Here is an 18556-nt window from a genome sequence, read left to right as displayed (position 1 = left end):
GTGAAGTCCGTACCGCACAAGATCGACCTCCTGGACGGCCCGGTCACGATCGCGGGCGCGCTCGACGTGGAGCACACCGACACGGGCCTGATCCCCCGGCGGCTCCCCGCGTGGACGCGGCCGCAGCTCACCGACTCCTACATGCGGCTGATGGTGCCGCGCCCGGCCGGGGTGCGGCTCGTGTTCCGCACCGACGCGGACGTCCTTGAGCTGGACGTCTTCGTCACCCGCTACCGCAACGCCTACCACCAGCTCTTCAAGGTCTCGTTCGACGCGGTGATCGGCGGGAACCGGATCCTGTCGGTCCCGGTGACGCGCGGCGACCTCGGCGTCGTCCGCGCGGGCCAGGTGGTGGAGACGGTGCCGGGCCAGGCGGAGACGATCCGGTTCGACGGGCTCGGCCCGTCCTGGAAGGACATCGAGATCTGGCTGCCGCAGGCCGCCCTCGTGGAATTGCGGGAACTGCGCGCCAATGGGGACGTCGCGCCCGGCGGACTCCCGTCCCGCAAATGGATTCACTACGGCAGTTCGATCAGCCATTGCGCGGAGGCGGGCGGCCCGACCGACGCCTGGCCCGCGTGGGTGGCGCGGCGCGCCGGGCTCGACCTGACCTGCCTCGCGTTCGCCGGGAACTGCCATTTCGACCCGTTCGTCGCCCGGACGATCCGCGATCTGCCCGCCGACGTCGTCACCCTGAAACTCGGCATCAATATCCAGAACCTCGATTCGCTGAAGGAGCGCACTTTCCTCCCGGTGTTGCACGGGTTTCTCGACACGGTCCGGGACGGCCATCCCGACACGCGGCTGCTCGTCGTCTCGCCGATCGTCTGCCCGACCGCCGAGGACCGGGCCGGGCCGTGCGTCCAGGACGGGACCGGCCGCTACGTCGCGACGGGCACCACGTCCGGGGGCCTCAGCCTGCGCCGGATCCGGACGCTGCTCGAAGAGGCGGTCGCCGTCCGCGCCGACCCGAACCTGACCTACCTCGACGGACTGTCACTACTCGGCCCGGACGACACGGGCGACCTCTACGACGGCCTCCACCCGAACGCGGCCGGATACCGGCGCCTCGGGGAACGCTTTCACGACCTGGTTTTCAAGAATCCGCGATAGGCGCCTGTGCGCGTCCCATAGCCGCACCCGGAATTCTTTGGTGCGGCGCCCCGAAGACGTCCGAGAAGAACGATCCTACGCTCGTCAAGAATCGCCTGGAACGCACCAATCCAGCCGCGCCTCGACCGGAGAACGAACGCCATGGCACCCGTAGTGACGGACGATCACGCGGCACACGTGATCGACATCATCGACCGGAACGAGTCGGAGATCATCGCCTTTCTGCGCGATTTCATCCGCATTCCCAGCGTGTGGGGCGACGGCCCGAACCTGACCGCCGCCGCCGGGCACCTCGCCGCCGCGCTCACGGACGCGGGCGTCGCCGCGGAGCTGCCCGGCTCCGGCACGGACGGCATGCCGAACGTCCTCGCCCGCGCGGCCGGGGCGGCGCCCCCGGACGAGGCGCTGATCTTCAACGGCCACATGGAGGTCTACCCGCCGTCGGAGTCGTGGCGGCGCGACCCGTTCGGCGGCGACGTCGACGACGGGCAGGTCTACGGCGTCGGCGTCGCGGACATGAAGGCCGGGACCGCGGCCATGACCATGGCGACGGTCATGCTGGCGAGGTCCGGCGTGCCGCTGCCGAGGGACGTCGTGGTGCTCGCCGTCCCGAACCACTTCGAGGGCGGCGAGGGGACGCGGCAGGCGCTGCGCGACGGCCTGCGCGGCGCGTACGCGATCAACTGCGAGCCGAGCGAGCTGCGCGTCCTCACCGGCCAGCGCGGCATCGCCTACGTGACCGTGACCGTCACGGGCCGGGCCGCGCACACGACGGCGCTGGACATCGGCGTGAACGCGGTCGCGCGGGCGGCCGAGGTGATCCGCGAGGTGCTGGCGATGCCGATCACCGGCGCGGGCGGCGACGTCCTCGACGAGGTGAAGATCTGCAACGTCGCGCAGATCTCGGGCGGGGTCGCGCACAACCTCGTCCCGGAGAAGTGCGAGATCACGTTCGACTTCCGGTTCCCGGCCGAGCAGACGCAGGACGACGTGTTGCGCGACGTTCGCGCCGCCGTCGAGCGCGCCGTCGACCGGCTCGCGGAGTTCCCGGTGGACGTGTCGCTGGAGGCGACCTGCCTGAAGAACCCGCGCAGCTCGCTGCGGGTCCCGGACGGCGAGCGGCTCCTCACCGACGTCGCCGCCGCCCACCGCCGCACCACCGGCGAGGACGCGCGGCACGGCTTCCACCAGGCGTGGCCGGACACGCCGATCTTCTGGGAGTCGGGCATCAAGGCCGTCACCTACGGGCCAGGCTCGATGGACTGCTACTGGGACGACGAGTCCGTGCCCGTCGCGGACTACCTCACCGCCGTCCGGACGTACGCGGTCGCGGCGCTCACCGTGGGGAACGGCGATGGCTGAGCCCTCACACCTGCCGCCGGTCGAGGAGATCTGCTCGGACCTGATCAGGTTCGACACGAGCAACCCGGGCTCGTCCGAGCGGAAGGCGGCCGAGTACGTGGCCGCGCTGCTCTCCGGAATGGGGCTGGAACCGCGCATCATCGAGGCGGAGCCGGGGCGGAGCAACGTTGTTGCGCGTGTTTCGGGCACCGATCCGGGCTTGCCCGCGCTGCTCATCCAAGGCCACCTCGACACGGTGCCGGCCGACGCGTCCGCCTGGACGCGCGACCCGCACGGCGGCGACATCGCGGACGGCCACGTCTGGGGACGCGGCGCGGTCGACATGAAGAACGCGGTGGCCATGACACTGGCCGCGGTCGGCGGCACGTTCGCCCGGGGCCGCCGACCGCGCCGGGACCTCGTCCTCGCGTTCCTCGCGGACGAGGAGACCGGCGGAAAGCTCGGGGCGGGCCACCTGGTGGCCGAGCACGCCGACCTGTTCGAGGGCTGCGGCGCGGCGATCGGCGAGGTCGGCGGCTTCAACGTCCCGGTCTCCTCGGGCTCGCCGTTGTTCGTGGTGTCGGTCGCGGACAAGGGCCTGCGCTGGTACGAGGTGCGGGAGGAGGGCGTCGCCGGGCACGGCAGCATGCTGCCGCGGGACAACCCGATCCCCCGGCTGGCGGAGACGACGCTGCGGCTGCTGTCGTCCGAGCAGCCGTACACGGTCACCGAGCCGATGCGCGTCCTCGCGTCCCGGATCGCCGGGCGCGAGGTCACCGACCCGGCCGAGGTCGCGGACGTGCTCGCGACGCGGACCGGCCCGTTCGGGCGGATGTTCGCCGCCGGTGTCCGCACGACGGTCAACGTCACGCGGGTCGGCGCGGGCTACAAGGAGAACGTGATCCCGGGCGAGGCGTGGGCCCGGTTCGACTGCCGGTTCGTCCCCGGGCACGAGGACGACCTGCACGAGCACATCACGTCGAGTGCCGGGGAACGGGCCGAGGTGTCGCTGCTGCGGCGCAGCCCGCCGGTCCTCTCCGACCACGAGAGCGAATGGTTCGGACGGCTCGGCGAAGCGCTCGAAACGGTGAGCCCGGGATGCGCGGTGGCGCCGTTCGTGTTCAGCGGCGGCACCGACAACAAATGGTTCCGGACGCTGGGCATGGAGACGTACGGCTTCACGCCGATGCTGTTCCCGCCCGGCTACGACTATCCGGCGATGTTCCACGGGGTGGACGAGCGCTGCCCGGTGGACGCGCTGCATTTCGGGGTGCGAGTGATGGAAAGACTGATGTCCCTATGAGCCGGACCACGGGCCGGACGGCGAGCCGGAGCATCGGGCCCCGGGTCGCGATCGTGGGCTGCGGTTTCGGCGGTATCGCCGCCGCCGTGAAACTGAAGAAGAAGGGCGTCACCCGTTTCACGGTCTTCGAGCAGTCGGACGGCCCCGGCGGCACCTGGTGGGACAACCGATATCCCGGCTGCGAGGTCGACATCGCCTCGCACGCCTATTCGTTCTCGTTCCTCACCTACGACTGGAGCCGCACCCACGCCCGGCAGGAGGAATTGCAGGAGTACGCGGAGCACGTCCTCGACCGGTTCGACCTGCGGCGGCACTGCCGGTTCGGCGTCCGCGTCGAATCGGCGACGTGGGACGAGTCGGCGTCGCGCTACGACGTCCGGCTCGCGGACGGAACGGTCGAGCGGTTCGACGTCGTCATCAGTTGCCTCGGGCTGCTGAGCCGTCCCCGCTATCCCGAATGGCCGGGCCTGGACGAGTTCGAGGGTCCGAAGTTCCACACGGCCCGCTGGGAGAGCGAGCACGATCTGACCGGGAAGCGGGTCGCGGTCGTCGGCACCGGCTCCACGGCGACGCAGATCGTCCCGGCGATCGCGGGCAAGGTCGAGCGGCTGTACGTCTTCCAGCGGCAGCCGGGCTGGATCCTGGCGAAGGGCGAACGCGACTTCACGGCGCGGGAACGCGCCATGTACCGGCGGTTCCCGATCCTCCAGAAGTTGCGGAGGCTGCGCCTGTTCTACCAGTTCAGGGTGATGTACAAGGGCTACGACCTGCACGGCCGGCGGCAGCAGGAGAACCTGCGTAAATGCCGCGAGTACATTCGGGAAACGATCAGTGACCCGGCGCTGCGCGAGCAACTCACCCCTGACTATCCTTGGGGATGCAAGCGGCCCGTGCTGGCGAGCGGTTTCTACCCGGCACTGAACCGGCCGAACGTGGAACTCGTCCCGCACGCGGTGACGCGGATGACGCCGAAAGGCATCGTGGACGAGACCGGCACCGAACGCGAGATCGACGTCCTGATCATGGCCACCGGATTCCACGCGACGAAATTCCTCGCCTCCCTGGACGTGCGCGGCGTCGACGGAATCTCCATCCACGACACGTGGAAGGACGACCCGAAGGCGTTCATGGGAATCACCGTTCCCGGGTACCCGAACTTCTTCATGCTCTACGGCCCGAACACCAATGGCGGTTTCTCCATCATCGCCCAGCTCGAACGGCAGGCCGAGGTCGCGGCGCGGACGGTGGCCCGAATGCGCCGCCGCCGCGTGCGCGCCGTCGACACCCGTCCGGAGGCGGCCGACCGCTGGGTGCGCTGGGTGGACGACCAGCTCGTGAAACACGCCTCCGCGATGGGCGCGAACTGCACGAACTACTACCGGTCGGAGTCGGGGCGGAACGTCACGCAATGGCCGAAGCCGCACGGCGAGTACTACCTGCTGACGAAGGCGCTCCCCTTCGTCGGCTTCGTGGAACGGCGCTGACCTGATGGACATCGACCCCGAGTTCGAGGCCGCGGCCGCGAGGCTGGCGGACGTCGCGTCGCGGCACCCGTCCTTCGCCCCGAAGATCCGGGAACTGGTCGCGCTCGCGGTGAACGCGGCGGTGACGCATCTGCACGAGCCGGGAATCCGGCGGCATGTGCGCGGGGCCCTGGAGAACGGCGCGACGCGGGCGGAGATCCTGGAGACGTTCCAGCTCGTGTCCGTGCTCGGGATCCACGCGGCGAGCGTCGGTTTCCCGTTGTTGCACGACCTGCCGCTCCCTCCGGCCGACGTGGACCTGGACGAGATCCGGGCGGAGTTCGTCCGGCGGCGCGGCTACTGGGACTCCGCCTGGGACGAGGTGCTGCGCCGCGCGCCCGGCTTCTTCGCCGCCTACCTGGACTTCTCGTCCGTCCCGTGGCGGCGCGGCGCGCTGGACCCGAAGGTGAAGGAGCTGATCTACGTCGCGATCGACGTGTCGGCGACGCACCTGTTCACCGAGGGGCTGCGGGTCCACATCGGCAACGCCGCCCGGCTCGGCGCGACGCCCGACGAGATCGTCGCCGTGCTGGAGATCGCCAGCGCGATCGGCGTCCAGACGTGGGACGTCGGCGTCCCGATCCTCCTCGAAGAGCTCGACAGGCTGGACGGCTCCCCTTGAGCGCCCCGCCGGGCGGACCGTCCGCGAACGGTCCGCCCGGCGGGCAGCCAGCCGGTTACCGGTAGCGGTAGGAATAGACCGAAAGGCCCGCGCCCACGGCCACCCCGGCGCCGCCTCCGGTCGGCGCGACGTCGATGCCGTGGCCCTGCTGGAAGCGCGGGCTCGTGGCGAGGACGCGGCCGTCCAGCGACAGCACGTGGACCTTGGTGCGGTTGCGTCCGCCGCTCTCGCTGACCGCGATGACCGGGTCTCCCCCGCCCTGGGGCAACAGGGTCAACGGCCCGGCGGTGGCGGCCTCGGAGACGATCCGGGTGCGGAACGATATCCGTCCGGTGGCGGCGTCGAGCAGCGCGACCTCGCCCGCGTCGGTCGAGGCGGCCACGCCCGACCGCTGCGGGACGAGGGTGCCGAACCCCACCTTGGAGCCGAGCCTCGTCCGCCAGCGCGGCGCCCCGTCCGCGGCGGACACGGCGGCCACCGAGCCGGTCTCCGACCTGGACCCGAAGATGACGGCGCCGCCGGAGACGGTCAGCCAGTCGCGGATTTCGAAGTTCTCCTGTTTCCACCGGACGTCGCCGGACGGGGACAGCAGCGCGAACGTCCCCGGCGTGTCGGGCGGGTACGGCTTGCTGGAGTAGGCGATCTCGTCGAGGCCGTCCCCGTCGACGTCGGCGGCGGCCAGCGTCGCGCCCGCCGAGCCGATCATGTGCTCCCAGAGCGTCGCGCCGGTGCGGGCGTCGAACGCGGCCACCCCCGACGACCCGCCGCGCTGGACGGCCGCGACGATCGCCTTCGGCCCCGAGGCGGTGAGCCTCGCCGTGATGAGCTGGACGATCCTGCCTTCCGCGCGGCCCGTCCACAGCTCGGCCCCGCGCCCGTCGTAGGCGCGGACGACGCCGCTCTCCTGCGTGCCCGCCCCGCCGGCGACGATGGCCGGTTCGCTCCGTCCGACGTCGGCGAACACGACGTCCTCGGCGTCGGCCTCGTCATCGCCGCCCAGCCAGCGCCGCCACAGTTCCGTTCCCCGCTCGTCGGAGAGGACGACGTGGCCCTGGTCGTCGGTGTGGGCGATGGCGTCCGCCTGGCCGACGCGTCCGGAATCGACGCCGGTGACCCAACTGTGGCCGAGGTAGTCGAAGGCGGGTTCGCCGCTGTCGGCCCACACGGCGTGGACGACGGCGTCGTTCGCTCCGGCGATGGCGACGCGGCGTCCGTGCCAGGTGCCGACCGTGAAGTCGTTGACGCGGCCGTAGACGGTGGACTGCCAGGTCCGGCGGTCACCGTCCCGGTCCGGGTCGACGGCGACGAACCGTCCCACCCGACTGGCGACCGCCACCGCGGCCAGGAGCTTCCCGCCCTTGCCGAGGTCGGCGGGCTCCAGCTTGGTGACCTGCCCTTCCATGGGCTGCGACCAGAGCCGCTTTCCCGCCGCGTCGAAGGCCACGACGTTGTCGTCGGCGGCGGCGTAGACCCGGCCGCCCTGGACGGCGACGGCGCCCACGGACCCTTCTCCCGCCTGGACGCGCCACAGCAGCTCACCGGTCGGCGAATAGGCCGAAACATGGCCTTGGTTGTCGCCCGCCACGGTTTCGGCGAGCCCGTCTCCCGTGACGTCGTCCGCGACCATGGACGTGGTCTGCCCGCCGGGCTTCACCTCCCAAAGCCGCTTTCCGTCCCCGCTGTAGGCGAAAAGGTGCCCGGTGCAATCGGGGCCGCCGCCGGGCCCGCAGTCGGACTCCGCGCCGAACACGACGCCCGGGTTCGCGCCCCGGGTCAATTGCGCGGCGGTCACCCAGCCCGGCGCGAAATCGCCTTCCGGGACGGTGGCCGTCCAGAGCGGACTGCCGTCGGCGCTGGAATAGGCGGTCGTCCCGTATTCGCCGACGATGGCCGGGGGCTTTCCCGCGCCCTGCGAGACGAGGCTCAGGCGGTCGCCGAACGTGTAGAGGAAGGCGTCTGCGCGGCGCCAGACGATCCGCCCGGTCCGGCCGTCGAACCTGATCAGCTCGTTCTCCGAGGTGGACGTGATCTGGTCGGTGCGTCCGGTGGCCGGGTCGCGGAGCGGCTCCACGGCGGTGATCCACTGGTTGTCGCCGCCCTGGCCGCGGACGGGGAAGTCACCCCAGTGGTAGGACCAGCGCGGCTTGTGCGTCTTGAGCGAGTTGTCGTCCAGGACGGCGAGCCCCCGCCCGCCGAGAACGACCTGGTCGCCGGTGCCGCCCAGCGGGGCCATCGCCACCGCGGACCCCTCGCCGAACCCTTCGTAGACGCCGACGTCGGTGAGCGCGGCGGCGGCGTCCGCGCGCCCGGCGGGCAATGCCGACGCGGCCAGCACGACCAGCGCGGCGCCCGTTCTCAACAATGCTTTCTTCCTCGTGGAAATCAAAACTCCTGCCCTTCCCTCCGTGGCCGAGTCGCCTTGATCATGTACACGTCCCGACCGCGAAAGGAAGAACGAAAGCCGAATACTGCCCGCACGCACCGCCCATTCGGGCAAACGACTCTGGCCGAGAGGGCAGCATTCACCGCCGCGGGAATGGGCCGGACGAATAGAAAGCCCCCGGGACCCCAAGTGGGGGACCCGGGCCCCGGGGGCGCTCACGCGGGAAGCACTGGGGTGACGCCTCCCACGTGAGAGTTCATTCGGAGCACTCCGGAGGCGTCGCCGTTTCGTCCAGCGTGTCCCGCATGATTTCCGACGCCAGCGACCGCAGCCGGTTCGCGGTCTCCGGGAGATAGCCGTGGGCGAGCAGGAGCCGACGCATGACCGGATGCACCACATCGCAGGCCGCGCGCAACGCGTCAACGGCGGGCTTCTCCGCCGTCATGGCCAGCAGCCCCCGGGCCTCATCCTCGGCGATCGCGCAGACGACATGTCCCAGCCGCATCGGCATCCGCTCCTGCCGCCACGCCTGCTCGTAGGCCGCGACCGCGACGGGCACCAGCGCCTCCGGCCGCGCGACCAGCTCACCGCCCACGCCCGGACCCTCCCGCCAAGATCTCCATCACCACGCGAACCCCGACATGGAGCCGCCCGGCATCGGCCAGCCACCGCGTTCCATCGCCCCAACCCGTCACGATCCACCACGCGCCGCGCTCCCGGTGATAGGCGCAGCCGACCAACAAAGACCCGCCGCCGTCCAGCCGCGCGACCCGCAAGGCCGGATATCCGCGATCTTCGGTAATGACCGCCGCCAGCCGCCTGTCGGGCGTCAGGAGTTCCTGCATCGTCCGGAGAATCGTCAGCCGCTCGGAATGCACGGGCGAAAGCACGTGCAGCACGTCCAGCATCGCGGATGCGTCCGGCACATCCGGAACGTCCGGAATGCGGCGAGGCTGGACATCCGGAGAAGTCCGCACCGTCCGAGCATTTGCCCGAGTTCGACCGGATTTCCTTTCATGTAAGCCCATGCCCGACACCAACTCCCAGGCCAGATGTTTGTTTCTTCGGCCCCAATGATGCGCTCGCGCGAGGTAAATTCGCTACGTTCGCGAATCGATTGCAACAGGGAGGTGAAGCCGTGGTCGAGCGACTCGATCTCGACCCCGACCGCTCGCTCTGGCACTTAATAGCGGTCCAACTGCGGTTCCACCGCGAGCAACGAGGCTGGTCAGGCACTCGCCTGGCGGACCAGATAGACCGAACCCGTTCGGTGGTTTCGCGCTACGAATCGGGGGCGATTCACCTTCCCCTCAAGCTCGCCAAGGTGATTGACGAGGCTTGGGACACAAATCTGCTGTTCACCCGTCTTGTCGGATTCGCCAACGCGGCGCAAGATGGAGACTGGCTGGTCGGGCTCACGGACTGGGAGCGACGCGCCACACGGCTACGGCTGTGGGAGCTCGTCCTCATCCCGGGCCTCTTCCAGACCGAGGCATACGCGCGGGCCGTGATGGCGTCAGGGCTCTCGGGAGAACTGGAGGAGCGACTGCAGCGGAGAATGGACAGGCAGAAGGCCGTCTTCGAGCGCGCCGACCCCCCGCAGATCTCCGCCTTGATCAACTGGGCGTGCCTCACGCAGCCCATCGGCGACAAGGACGTCATGCGGGACCAGATCGAGCACCTCGCCCGACTGGCGGACCTTCCGAACGTGAGCATCCGACTCGTGCAGCCGGAGGCGAACGCGCATCCGGGTCTCAGCGGCGCGTTCGAACTCCTGACCGTGGACGCCCGCGACGTTGCGTACACCGACGATCCCGACGAGGGGCGACTCATCATCAGCCCGCCGGACGTGCAGCGGTACGCGCTGCTGTACGACCGGATAGGCGAGGTGGCCGCTCCGCGGGGCCCTTCGCGGGCCCTGCTGACGGAAGCACTGGAGAGGTACTCATGACCAACTGGCGCAAATCGAGCCGGAGCAACACGGAAAACGGCGCGTGCGTCGAACTCGCGAGCCTGATCGGACGGGTGGGCGTCCGAGACAGCAAGAACCCCACCGCCCCCGCACTCGCCCTCACCCCCGACTCCTTCCGCACCCTCCTCCACAACGCCAAGGCCGGAAACCTCGACCTCCCCTAACCCGCCACCCTCAACGACATCGAACCCCGGCCGCCTCGGTAGGCCGGGGTTCTCTCATCTAACACCCATCATTAGTCCCGACGACCATGAAAGCCGGGCCGTCAATACCCACCCTCGGACGTTAAAATGACAAGTCCAGATGTACGTTCCTACCAGGCGTGGTCCGATCACGAAGCGAACTAGTCGCTTCGCTGAGCCAGTCCCAGGCGCAGCCAACGGAAGCACTGGAGAAGTACACATGACGATCAAGTGGCGCAAATCCAGCCGAAGCAACGCAGACAACGGCGCGTGCGTCGAACTCGCAAACCTCCCCGGCCGGATCGGCGTCCGAGACAGCAAGAACCCCACCGCCCCCGCACTCGCCCTAACACCAGACTCGTTCCGCGCCCTCCTAGGCGACGCCAAGGCCGGACACTTCGACCTCCCCTAAACCCGCCCTGCGCGGACGACAACGGCGAGACTTCGACAACTCGGGAGCCTCGGACCTCCACAGCGCGCTACTTTGTGTACGCCCACCACGGTCGTGTCAGTGGAGTTGGCCGGTTTGGTGGAGGTGGTCGAAGATGATCTGGTCGACCGGTGATACCCGGTCGCGGTCGGCGTAGGTGAGCCAGACCACTTCCGCGATTTCCCTGCTAGGCGTCGGCTGGCCGTGGTGGTCGGCGGTGTAGCAGGTCATTTGCACGGTGATGCCGGTGCTGTGGCCGTGGGCTTGCGCCTGGAAGGTGCCCACGTGTGCGGCCGTGCCCGGGACGATGGCGATGGCGAGTTCTTCGTCGATTTCCCTGACCAGGGTGTCGAGGTCGCTTTCGCCTTCTTCGCGTTTGCCGCCGGGGATGTAGTAGACGTCCTTGCCGTGCGAGCGGGTGCTGAGGATCTTGCCGTTCTCCAGGTGGATCCAGGCGATCTTGTCGATGGTCGTGGTCACCGCTTGATCTTCTCGCACGAGACTTCCCGCCTGGCGCGGACGCAGCGGATACTGGGCTGATGCGGCAGGCATTCGTCCATGACGCGGTGGTGAGCCTGGCACCGGGCGGCGACGTGCGAGCGCCAGGAGCCGCCATCACCGTCGCCCTCTGCGGACATTGGGAGCACGAGCCGCCGTGCCCGCTCGCGCCCCACCACACCAGCGCGGAACGCTCCGGCGACGAGGTCCGGCTACGGGTGCTCTTCGCGGCCGACCCCGCAGACGAGGCCGAAGTCCGCGGCCGAATCGAAGCGGGTCTCTCCCGAGCCAGCCTCGACGGCCCGGACGGCGCCACCACACACTGGCAGCTCCGCAGCGCACACCCCGGCCGCATCCGACCCGACGAAGCCACCCACGCCGAGCAACTCGTCCAATCCTGAAACCCTCGATCACCTGGCGCTCTGATCACGAGCTGCGGTGTCTCGGACATGGACAGCAACCGGGGTCCGCTCGGCTGGTTGGCCGAGCGGGCCCCGGTTGGGTTGGTGGCGGTCAGTGGTGCTTGGTGCCTATGACCTTGGTCGTGGTGGTGATGGTGCAGTCCCAGCGGACCTTGTCGGTCTCGGGTGCGCGGCAGTGCCAGGTGACGTGGTTGTGCAGCTTGCCGGGCTTGCGGGCGACGAAGGTGTAGGTGATCTCGGCGGTGGCGCCGGGTTCCAGGTCGCCGACCCAGTGCAGCCTGGGCGGGACGTAGGTGACGTGCCCGGTGCTGGCGTGCGGGGATCCGACGAGCTGGGCGTCGTCCAGCACGCCGGACAGGTCGTCGGTGAAGGAGGCGTCCCGGAAGACGGTGTCACAGGTGTTGGTGACGCGGACGCGGTAGGTCACGTGCTCGCCGACCCTGACCGCGGTCCGGTCGGCGGTCTTCTCCACCTTGAGCTTGTCCCAACCGCACGGCCCCGGCGGCTCGGGTTCCTCGGTGATGGTGACCGTCACCGGTTCGGACGTGGAGGGCGGGCATCTGCCGTTCCCCTCGTAGCGGGCCCTGATCTGGCGCTGTCCCGGTTCCAGGCTGGTGGTGGTCAGGGTGGCGGTTCCGGTGGCGTCCAGCTCGGCGGTGCCGATGACGGTGTCACCGTCCAGGAAGGTGACGGTGCCGGTCGGGGCGCCCGCGTTGCAGGTCACGTTGGCGGTCAGGCTCACCTCTTGGCCCGGGGCCGCTTCGGTGGGCTCGGCGGTCAGCGCCGTGGCGCTCCTCGCCGGTTCGGCCAGGAGGAGGGAGTGGTACGCGCCGGCGGAGATCGCGGTCGCCACCTCGCCCTCCGGGAGAATCATGAAGACCGGGGTGGTGCGTTGGGTGGTGGTGCCGTCCCCCAACTGCCCGAATATGTTGTAGCCCCAGGACAGAACCCGGCCATCGGACGTCAACGCGAGACTGTGGAACTGCCCGGCGTCGGTGTCGACGACGGTGACACCCGCCGGCAAGGGCACCTCACCCGGGGTGGAACGGTTGGTGGTGGTGCCGTCCCCCAACTGCCCCTGGAGGTTCCGGCCCCAGGACAGCTCCCGGCCATCGGACGTCACCGCCAGGCTGTGGTAGTAACCGGCGGCGATCTGGGTGATGGTGGTACCTGTGGGCAGCAGCACGTAGACCGGCGTGTGGCGGTCGGTGAGGGTGCCGTCGCCCACCTGCCCGTACTGGTTCCGGCCCCAGGCCAGACCCCGCCCGTCCGAGGTCACCGCCAGGCTGGTCTGCTCGTACGTATCGACCTGGGTGATGGCGGCGCCCGCGGGCAGCAGCACGAAGACCGGCGTGTGGCGCTCCGTGGTGGTGCCGTCCCCCAACTCGCCGTACTGGTTCCAGCCCCAGGCCAGGCCGCGCCCGTCCGAAGCCACCGCCAGGCTGTGGTACTCGGCGGCGGCGACCTGGGTCACGCTGACGCCCGCGGGCAGATCGACGAAAACCGGGGTGCTGCGCGGGGTGGTGGTGCCGTCGCCCAACTGCCCGTGGAGGTTGCCGCCCCAGGCCAGCACTCGGCCGTCGGACGTCACCGCCAGGCTGTCGCTCCAACCGGCGGAGACGTGGGTGACGGTCACGCCCGCGGGCAGATTCACGTACACCGGGGTGGTGCGCTGGATGTTGGTGCCGTCCCCCAGTTGCCCGGAGAGGTTCTGGCCCCAGGCCAGCACCCGGCCATCGGACGTGACCGCCAGACTGTGGTTGCCGCCGCCGGAGACCTCGGTGAGAGTGACGCCCTCGGGCAGCGCCACCTCCACCGGGACGGTTCGCTCGGTGGTGGTGCCGTCGCCCACCTGCCCGGATTCGTTGTAGCCGGTCGCGAGAGCGAGATCGGTGGGCGGGGCCGCCGCGGCCGGACGGCGGGCCGCCGCCGGGTCGGCGATCATGCACATGGCCGCCATCACCAGGGCCATCAGGCCGGTCAGCCATACCCGGCCCCATCGCCGTCTTCGGTCTTTCCTCATGCCGACCCGAGACATGGTCATCGCGTATTCCCCCCGAGATTGCCGCTCACCGGTCTAGGAGGCCGTTCGCGGCATTCAGCGCGACGGCCTCGCCCCACGGACCTCGGGCGGCTGGATCAACTCATCATGACTCTTTGTTCCCGCACAAGATCAGAAAGTAACCTCGGTTTGTTTATGGCGAGTCGTCCAGAAGGGCGTGGTGTGGCCGGGAAGGGTCAGGTAATGGCGACGGTTGTCCAGGTGCTCGTCGACCATTGTTTGGACGGTTTGCGCGTAATGGTGGGCGGGGGTCGTGTCGCCGTCCAGGAGGCCGAGTGCGGCTTCGGCCGCCGGGCTGGCCATGCGGAGGGCGTTGTACAGGCCGGACGATGACAGCGGGTCCACCGCCATGGCCGCGTCGCCTGTTGCGATTAGTGCGTCCGTCCAGGGTGGATTTGCGTGGCCGATCGTCGCTACCCGGTATCCGGACGAGGCGGGGAGCGGTCGGCCCAGGCGTTGCGCCGTGTGCGGTGGGGGCGCGGTATCCACTGCCAGGTGGTCGCCCACTCGCATTACGGTCAATTGTCCGGCGGCGGCGTCGGGGGCCGTGTACCACCAGCCGTCCGGGGCTGCCTCTACCAGTGACCACGGTTGCGGCGTTGGGGCAGGTGTCTTCCACAGGGTGCAGCGCAGACGGTCCAAGCGCGTCCAGGAAAGGCGGGTTCGGGACGCGGCGCGAGTTGCGCCCGTTGCGTCGATCACGATGCGGTGACCTTCGACAGGCTCGTGGACGAGGCGGGCGCCTGCCTGTACGGCGGCGTCGCGGAGCAGGGCGTCCAGGCGGGAGCGGTCAACGGCGAGCGGCGGGCCGAACGGGCTCATGATGGCCGGACGGCAGACGATCGCCGGGCCCGGCCACGCGCTGCGCGCCTCGTGGACGGGCACGGACACGGCGGCCACCGCGTCCAGCAACCCCATCTCGTCCAGGAGGGGACGGGCGGGGGCGGCCAGCTCCTGCCCCACCGGCCGCCACCGGTCCCGCCCGTCGTGGACGAGCGTCACCGCCGCCCCCGCGACCGCCAGCCGCCACGCGACCGCCGCGCCCGCCGGTCCGCCGCCGATGACGGCGACGTCGGGCGGTCGGGTCACGGCAGGTCGTCCGTCCGCAGGAGGCGCTCCCGGACGAAGGGGTGCCCCATCGGAGACGTCCCCGTCACCTGAATCCGCAGGTATTGGGCCTTCTGGATGGCGATCTGGCCCGCGACCCGGTCGGCCGCCGCGCCGGACGCGCCCTCCGACCGCAGCGCGACCTCCTCCAGCTCCCGCTCCGGCGACAGCGGCCGGACGCTGGCCGTGCCGTCGCTGATCGGCGCGCCGGTGAAGTCGACGCGGGCGCTGATGGAGCCGTCCTGCCCGGCGGTCGTCACGGACGGGAACGTGATCAGCGAATCGGCCGTGGCGGCGAGCTGGTACACCACGTCGCGGTCGGCGCTCACGTCCACCCGCCACAGGCCCGCCCTGGCGTAGCGGCCCGCCTGGACGTGGAACGGCAGCTCGACCCGCAGTTCGAGGCGCCCGTCCGCGTGGGACGTGACGACGCCGAAGTCGTCGGGCGCGAGGGCCGGGCCCATCGGCGGCGCGAGCCTGACCTCCAGCCGGTCGAGGTCCGCGCAGCGGATCTCCACGGTCAGCTCGCCGTCGAGCTCGGTCAGCCAGAGCGGCCAGGTGTGAGGGCCGTCCTTCCCGGTCGTCGCCTGGCCGAAGGAGAGCACGGCGACTCCGGTGAGGTCGGCGGCGAGGCGGCCCGGGTCCGGCCACAGGGGCTCCGGGCCGGAGACGGCGGCGTCGACCTCGTGGACGACGCGGGTCAGCTCCCGCGCGGTCGGGCTCGGCAGGCTCCGCGCGACCTCCACGTAGCGGCCGTCGGCGTCGCGCAGCACATAACCGAGCTGCGACCATTTATTGATCATGTTCACGTCGTCGCCGAGGCCCCTGTCCCACGCCACGTATCTGGTCTTGTTGCGGGGGACGACCTCGTTCGGTCGCGGCGCGGGCCACCACACGGGGCCGCAGGCGTAGAAGTCGGCCTGCCAGGGGACCGCCATTCGCGCGGTGACGTCGCCGGGCTTCACATGGGACGCGAACCGGAGCCGCGGATAGGGCGTCTTCCAGTTCTTGGGCTTCCCGTCCTTCTTCTCGATCAGGAATCGGCCCGCTTCGATGCCGGGGTAGAACGCGGCCCCGACGCAGGCGTGCAGGGCCGCCCGGTCCAGGCCGTCCGGGGTTATCGGGAAGGACTCGAACGGCGGCCTGTCATATCCCCATTCCGCCTTCCAGTCGTTGTCGAAGGTCCCCGCGCGCCATTTCTTCATGATCTCGTACTGGCGCGGGGTGAGGCTCGGGTACTCCTTGGCCAGCTCGGTCAGCTGCGGCATGAGGGAGTCGGTGCCGCCGGTGCCGTTCTTCGTGGGGTCCCCGATCCGTTTGAAGACGCGCCGCCGGGTGGGCTCGTCGGTGACGGGATGCCGCCAGCCGTGATGCCCGCCCGCCGCCTCGCTCACCCCCTTCATCGTCCGCGGGCTCTGCAGGATGGGGAAGATGTCGCGCACGTAGGACGGCCGCGCCGGGGCCTTGACGCCGAAGGCGTGCATGATCTGGTCCCACAGCGAGGTCGGGCTCTCGGCCTCCGGCGCGAACTTCGGCGGGGTGGCGAGCACCCAGGCGGGCTCCGCGGTGAACTTCCGCTCCGCGTCGCCGACCTTGATCGTGACCTCCGCTTTCACGGGGCCGTCGGAGACGTCGTCGCACCAGTTGGAGCTGTTGAACGTGTCCCCGAGTTTCGCCTTCGGATGGCGTTGCGAAAGGCCCCGGCCGCCGAGCACCAGGAGGCGTCCGTCCTCGTCGGTGCGCAACTCGCCGAGATAGATCTTGTCGATCACCTTCGCGACGGTGCCGATGGTGAATTTCACCCGGCCGTTGTCGAAGGCGACCGGCGCGGGCGGCGTCGCCGTCTTCGTTCCGACGATGCTGCGCGAACCGGGCGCGATGATCAGGTCCTTTTCCTGCTGGCCGGGGTTGCGCCGCTTCTTGCCGTCCGGGAACTCCAGCGCCGCCGCCTTCTTGTTGGCGAGGGTGACCTCCCATTTGATGGTCACTTCGGCTTTCCCGGTGAGGTCGACGTATTTCCCGGTGTCGTCGTAGCCGAAGCAGCGGAACCGCGCCGCCTGCCGTTTGACGCGGCCCTGCGCGTCCTTGAACCTGGTCTCCAGCGTGCTCCCGGACGGCTCGGGCACGGCGCCCGGCACCTCCGGCCCGATGAAGTACTCGTCGCTGTCGCCGACCCGGGCGATTCCGATGGCGGGGTGGATCTCCACCTTGGTGACGTCCGCGATGCTGATCTCGGCCATTGCTCGCCCCTCAGTCGGTCAACGCGGCGCTGCGGTCCGCTTGTTCGCGTGTGTCGGTTCGCGGGGCGGGCGGGGGTGTGAACTCCGGGCCGTAGATCTTCGGAAGCCTCTTGGCCACCTGGTACTTGATGAGCTCGGCGGCGCCGTCCTCAAGGTTGCGCATCCGGTCGACGGCCAGGTCCATGTCGTCCTCCCGGCCCGTCTTCCAGGCGGTTTCGAGATCGCTCAAGATGAGGTGGTAGGTGTCGTTGCATTCCTTCAGCCTCTTCTTCAGCTCCGCGCTCGGGGACGGGACGCCGGACGCCCCCATCTTCGCCAGCGGATACACGGCCGGACGCTTCATCACCGGCCCGTCGAACTTCCATTTCCGCTGCGCCGAGTGGTATTTCAGGTGGTGGCCGGTCCAGATCTCCTTGAAGCGGTAGTAGTGGGCGACTTTCGCGGGGCTGCGGTCCGCCGGGAATTCTTCGAGGGTGCCGGGACCGGTCTCGGGCCTGCCTTCACCCTGGTCGATGATGAGGTCGACGGCCTTGTTCGCGTCGGCCAGCTTGCCGATTCTGAACAGCCCTATCGCCCGCGCCGTCTGCTGCGTCCCGCCGAACTGCGGCGAAAGCTTGTTGATGCACTTCTTGACCGCCTGGTAGAAGGCGCCGATGGTGGGGAACGTCTCCCGGCCCCCGGAGCCGTCCGTCGGCGCGAACGCCACCGGGTGCTCCGGCATCTCGATCTCCATGTAGACCTTCTTCACCACGTCACCCGGCTTGTTCGGCGCGGCGGCCAGGCCCTCCAGGTAGACGGGGAAGTTCTCCCGCACGCCGCCGGGAAGCTTCGTGGGATAGCGCAGCGCCGCCGCCGAGATCCGGGGCTGCCCGCCGACGGCCGAGAGCAGATTGCACGCCAGGCCCATGTGCAGCATCTCCTGCATCACGATGGCGTGGATATGGCGGTAGACCTCTTGGGACTTGTCCTTGATCGACCACAATCCGTATAGATAGGGCGGAATCGTCGCCAGTTCTACGGCGATGGCCGCCTGCAGGCTCTCGCGCAACCAGGTGATGTCCCGATCGGCCTCGGGCACGGTGAGCTGCGCCGAGATCGTGTCGACCAGCATGGCCATCGCATACCCGTCCTTTCCTAACGCGCTTCGCACTCCCTATGGCCCCCTTACCGAATCGCGCTCGGCGCAACCGCGCCGCTGAGAAATAGCGGGGTGAACCTTTGGTCAAGCAGGCGTACTCTTGCCGCGCCCCCGGACGTACCGCCGGCCCCGTGCCGCGGGACGTACCACCACCATGCTACCGGCCGTCCGCTTGGCCTCCGGGGTTTCTAGATCACCGAACCGGGCCGGCGCGAAGACC

Annotated in this window: 17 protein-coding genes; 9 read left to right on the top strand and 8 right to left on the bottom strand. The window is 69.8% G+C overall.

The window, feature by feature from the left end; all coding sequences use genetic code 11:
* The 5 genes from FXF68_RS12725 to FXF68_RS12705 all read left to right on the top strand — a co-directional run bounded on the left by FXF68_RS12725 (position 1) and on the right by FXF68_RS12705 (position 5902).
* Positions 1-1113: a GDSL-type esterase/lipase family protein gene (locus tag FXF68_RS12725; protein ID WP_148759099.1), complete on the top strand. Its 1113-nt coding sequence runs from the start codon at positions 1-3 to the stop codon at positions 1111-1113.
* Between the two features lie 141 nt (positions 1114-1254).
* The gene (locus tag FXF68_RS12720; protein WP_148759098.1) at positions 1255-2475 is read left to right on the top strand and encodes a M20 family metallopeptidase; all 1221 of its coding nucleotides are present in this window, start codon (positions 1255-1257) and stop codon (positions 2473-2475) included.
* On the top strand, positions 2468-3757 hold the full coding sequence (locus FXF68_RS12715) for a M20/M25/M40 family metallo-hydrolase (protein WP_148759097.1): 1290 nt from the start codon (positions 2468-2470) through the stop codon (positions 3755-3757). Before FXF68_RS12720 ends, FXF68_RS12715 begins: the two co-directional genes overlap by 8 nt.
* Positions 3754-5241, top strand: a complete 1488-nt coding sequence (locus FXF68_RS12710; protein ID WP_148759096.1) for a flavin-containing monooxygenase — start codon at positions 3754-3756, stop codon at positions 5239-5241. Before FXF68_RS12715 ends, FXF68_RS12710 begins: the two co-directional genes overlap by 4 nt.
* A 4-nt stretch (positions 5242-5245) precedes the next feature.
* Complete coding sequence (locus FXF68_RS12705) at positions 5246-5902, top strand: carboxymuconolactone decarboxylase family protein (protein ID WP_148759095.1); 657 nt, start codon at positions 5246-5248, stop codon at positions 5900-5902.
* A 55-nt stretch (positions 5903-5957) separates the two neighbouring features.
* Here the strand turns inward: FXF68_RS12705 and FXF68_RS12700 are convergent, their stop codons facing one another.
* The 3 genes from FXF68_RS12700 to FXF68_RS12695 all read right to left on the bottom strand — a co-directional run bounded on the left by FXF68_RS12700 (position 5958) and on the right by FXF68_RS12695 (position 9193).
* Entirely contained in the window at positions 5958-8261 is a 2304-nt protein-coding gene (locus FXF68_RS12700; protein WP_187437880.1) for an outer membrane protein assembly factor BamB family protein, read from the bottom strand.
* 280 nt (positions 8262-8541) lie between these two features.
* Entirely contained in the window at positions 8542-8880 is a 339-nt protein-coding gene (locus tag FXF68_RS42305) for a hypothetical protein (protein ID WP_187437879.1), read from the bottom strand.
* Positions 8870-9193: a hypothetical protein gene (locus tag FXF68_RS12695; protein ID WP_148759093.1), complete on the bottom strand. Its 324-nt coding sequence runs from the start codon at positions 9191-9193 to the stop codon at positions 8870-8872. The genes FXF68_RS42305 and FXF68_RS12695 overlap by 11 nt, the downstream gene beginning before the upstream one ends.
* Positions 9194-9423: 230 nt before the next feature.
* On the opposite strand from FXF68_RS12695, the gene FXF68_RS12690 reads away from it, so the two are divergent.
* From FXF68_RS12690 to FXF68_RS12680, 3 genes are all read left to right on the top strand, one after another.
* Complete coding sequence (locus FXF68_RS12690; RefSeq protein WP_148759092.1) at positions 9424-10236, top strand: helix-turn-helix domain-containing protein; 813 nt, start codon at positions 9424-9426, stop codon at positions 10234-10236.
* Positions 10233-10421, top strand: a complete 189-nt coding sequence (locus FXF68_RS12685) for a DUF397 domain-containing protein (RefSeq protein WP_148759091.1) — start codon at positions 10233-10235, stop codon at positions 10419-10421. Before FXF68_RS12690 ends, FXF68_RS12685 begins: the two co-directional genes overlap by 4 nt.
* A 238-nt stretch (positions 10422-10659) precedes the next feature.
* Positions 10660-10851 (top strand): DUF397 domain-containing protein, encoded by a 192-nt coding sequence (locus FXF68_RS12680; protein ID WP_148759090.1) that lies wholly within the window; start codon positions 10660-10662, stop codon positions 10849-10851.
* Positions 10852-10947: 96 nt separating this feature from the next.
* On the opposite strand, the gene FXF68_RS12675 is transcribed toward FXF68_RS12680, so the two are convergent.
* Positions 10948-11349, bottom strand: coding sequence for an NUDIX hydrolase (locus FXF68_RS12675; RefSeq protein WP_222869902.1), 402 nt, complete (start codon positions 11347-11349; stop codon positions 10948-10950).
* Between the two features lie 59 nt (positions 11350-11408).
* Between FXF68_RS12675 and FXF68_RS12670 the strand changes: the two genes are divergently transcribed.
* Positions 11409-11768: a hypothetical protein gene (locus FXF68_RS12670; protein ID WP_148759088.1), complete on the top strand. Its 360-nt coding sequence runs from the start codon at positions 11409-11411 to the stop codon at positions 11766-11768.
* A gap of 112 nt (positions 11769-11880) precedes the next feature.
* On the opposite strand, the gene FXF68_RS12665 is transcribed toward FXF68_RS12670, so the two are convergent.
* The 4 genes from FXF68_RS12665 to FXF68_RS12650 form a co-directional block, all read right to left on the bottom strand.
* Positions 11881-13812 (bottom strand): RCC1 domain-containing protein, encoded by a 1932-nt coding sequence (locus FXF68_RS12665; RefSeq protein WP_187437878.1) that lies wholly within the window; start codon positions 13810-13812, stop codon positions 11881-11883.
* A gap of 150 nt (positions 13813-13962) precedes the next feature.
* Positions 13963-14940 (bottom strand): NAD(P)/FAD-dependent oxidoreductase, encoded by a 978-nt coding sequence (locus FXF68_RS12660; protein WP_148759086.1) that lies wholly within the window; start codon positions 14938-14940, stop codon positions 13963-13965.
* Entirely contained in the window at positions 14937-17198 is a 2262-nt protein-coding gene (locus FXF68_RS12655; RefSeq protein ID WP_148759085.1) for a LodA/GoxA family CTQ-dependent oxidase, read from the bottom strand. The genes FXF68_RS12660 and FXF68_RS12655 overlap by 4 nt, the downstream gene beginning before the upstream one ends.
* A 10-nt stretch (positions 17199-17208) precedes the next feature.
* The gene (locus FXF68_RS12650) at positions 17209-18315 is read right to left on the bottom strand and encodes a ferritin-like domain-containing protein (protein WP_148759084.1); all 1107 of its coding nucleotides are present in this window, start codon (positions 18313-18315) and stop codon (positions 17209-17211) included.
* Positions 18316-18556 lie beyond the last annotated feature (241 nt).

It is taken from the genome of Actinomadura decatromicini, from assembly GCF_008121305.1.
Taxonomy (GTDB): Bacteria; Actinomycetota; Actinomycetes; order Streptosporangiales; family Streptosporangiaceae; genus Spirillospora; species Spirillospora syzygii.
Note: the sequence above shows the minus strand (reverse complement) of the source record. Positions and strands in the feature narration are given on the sequence as shown.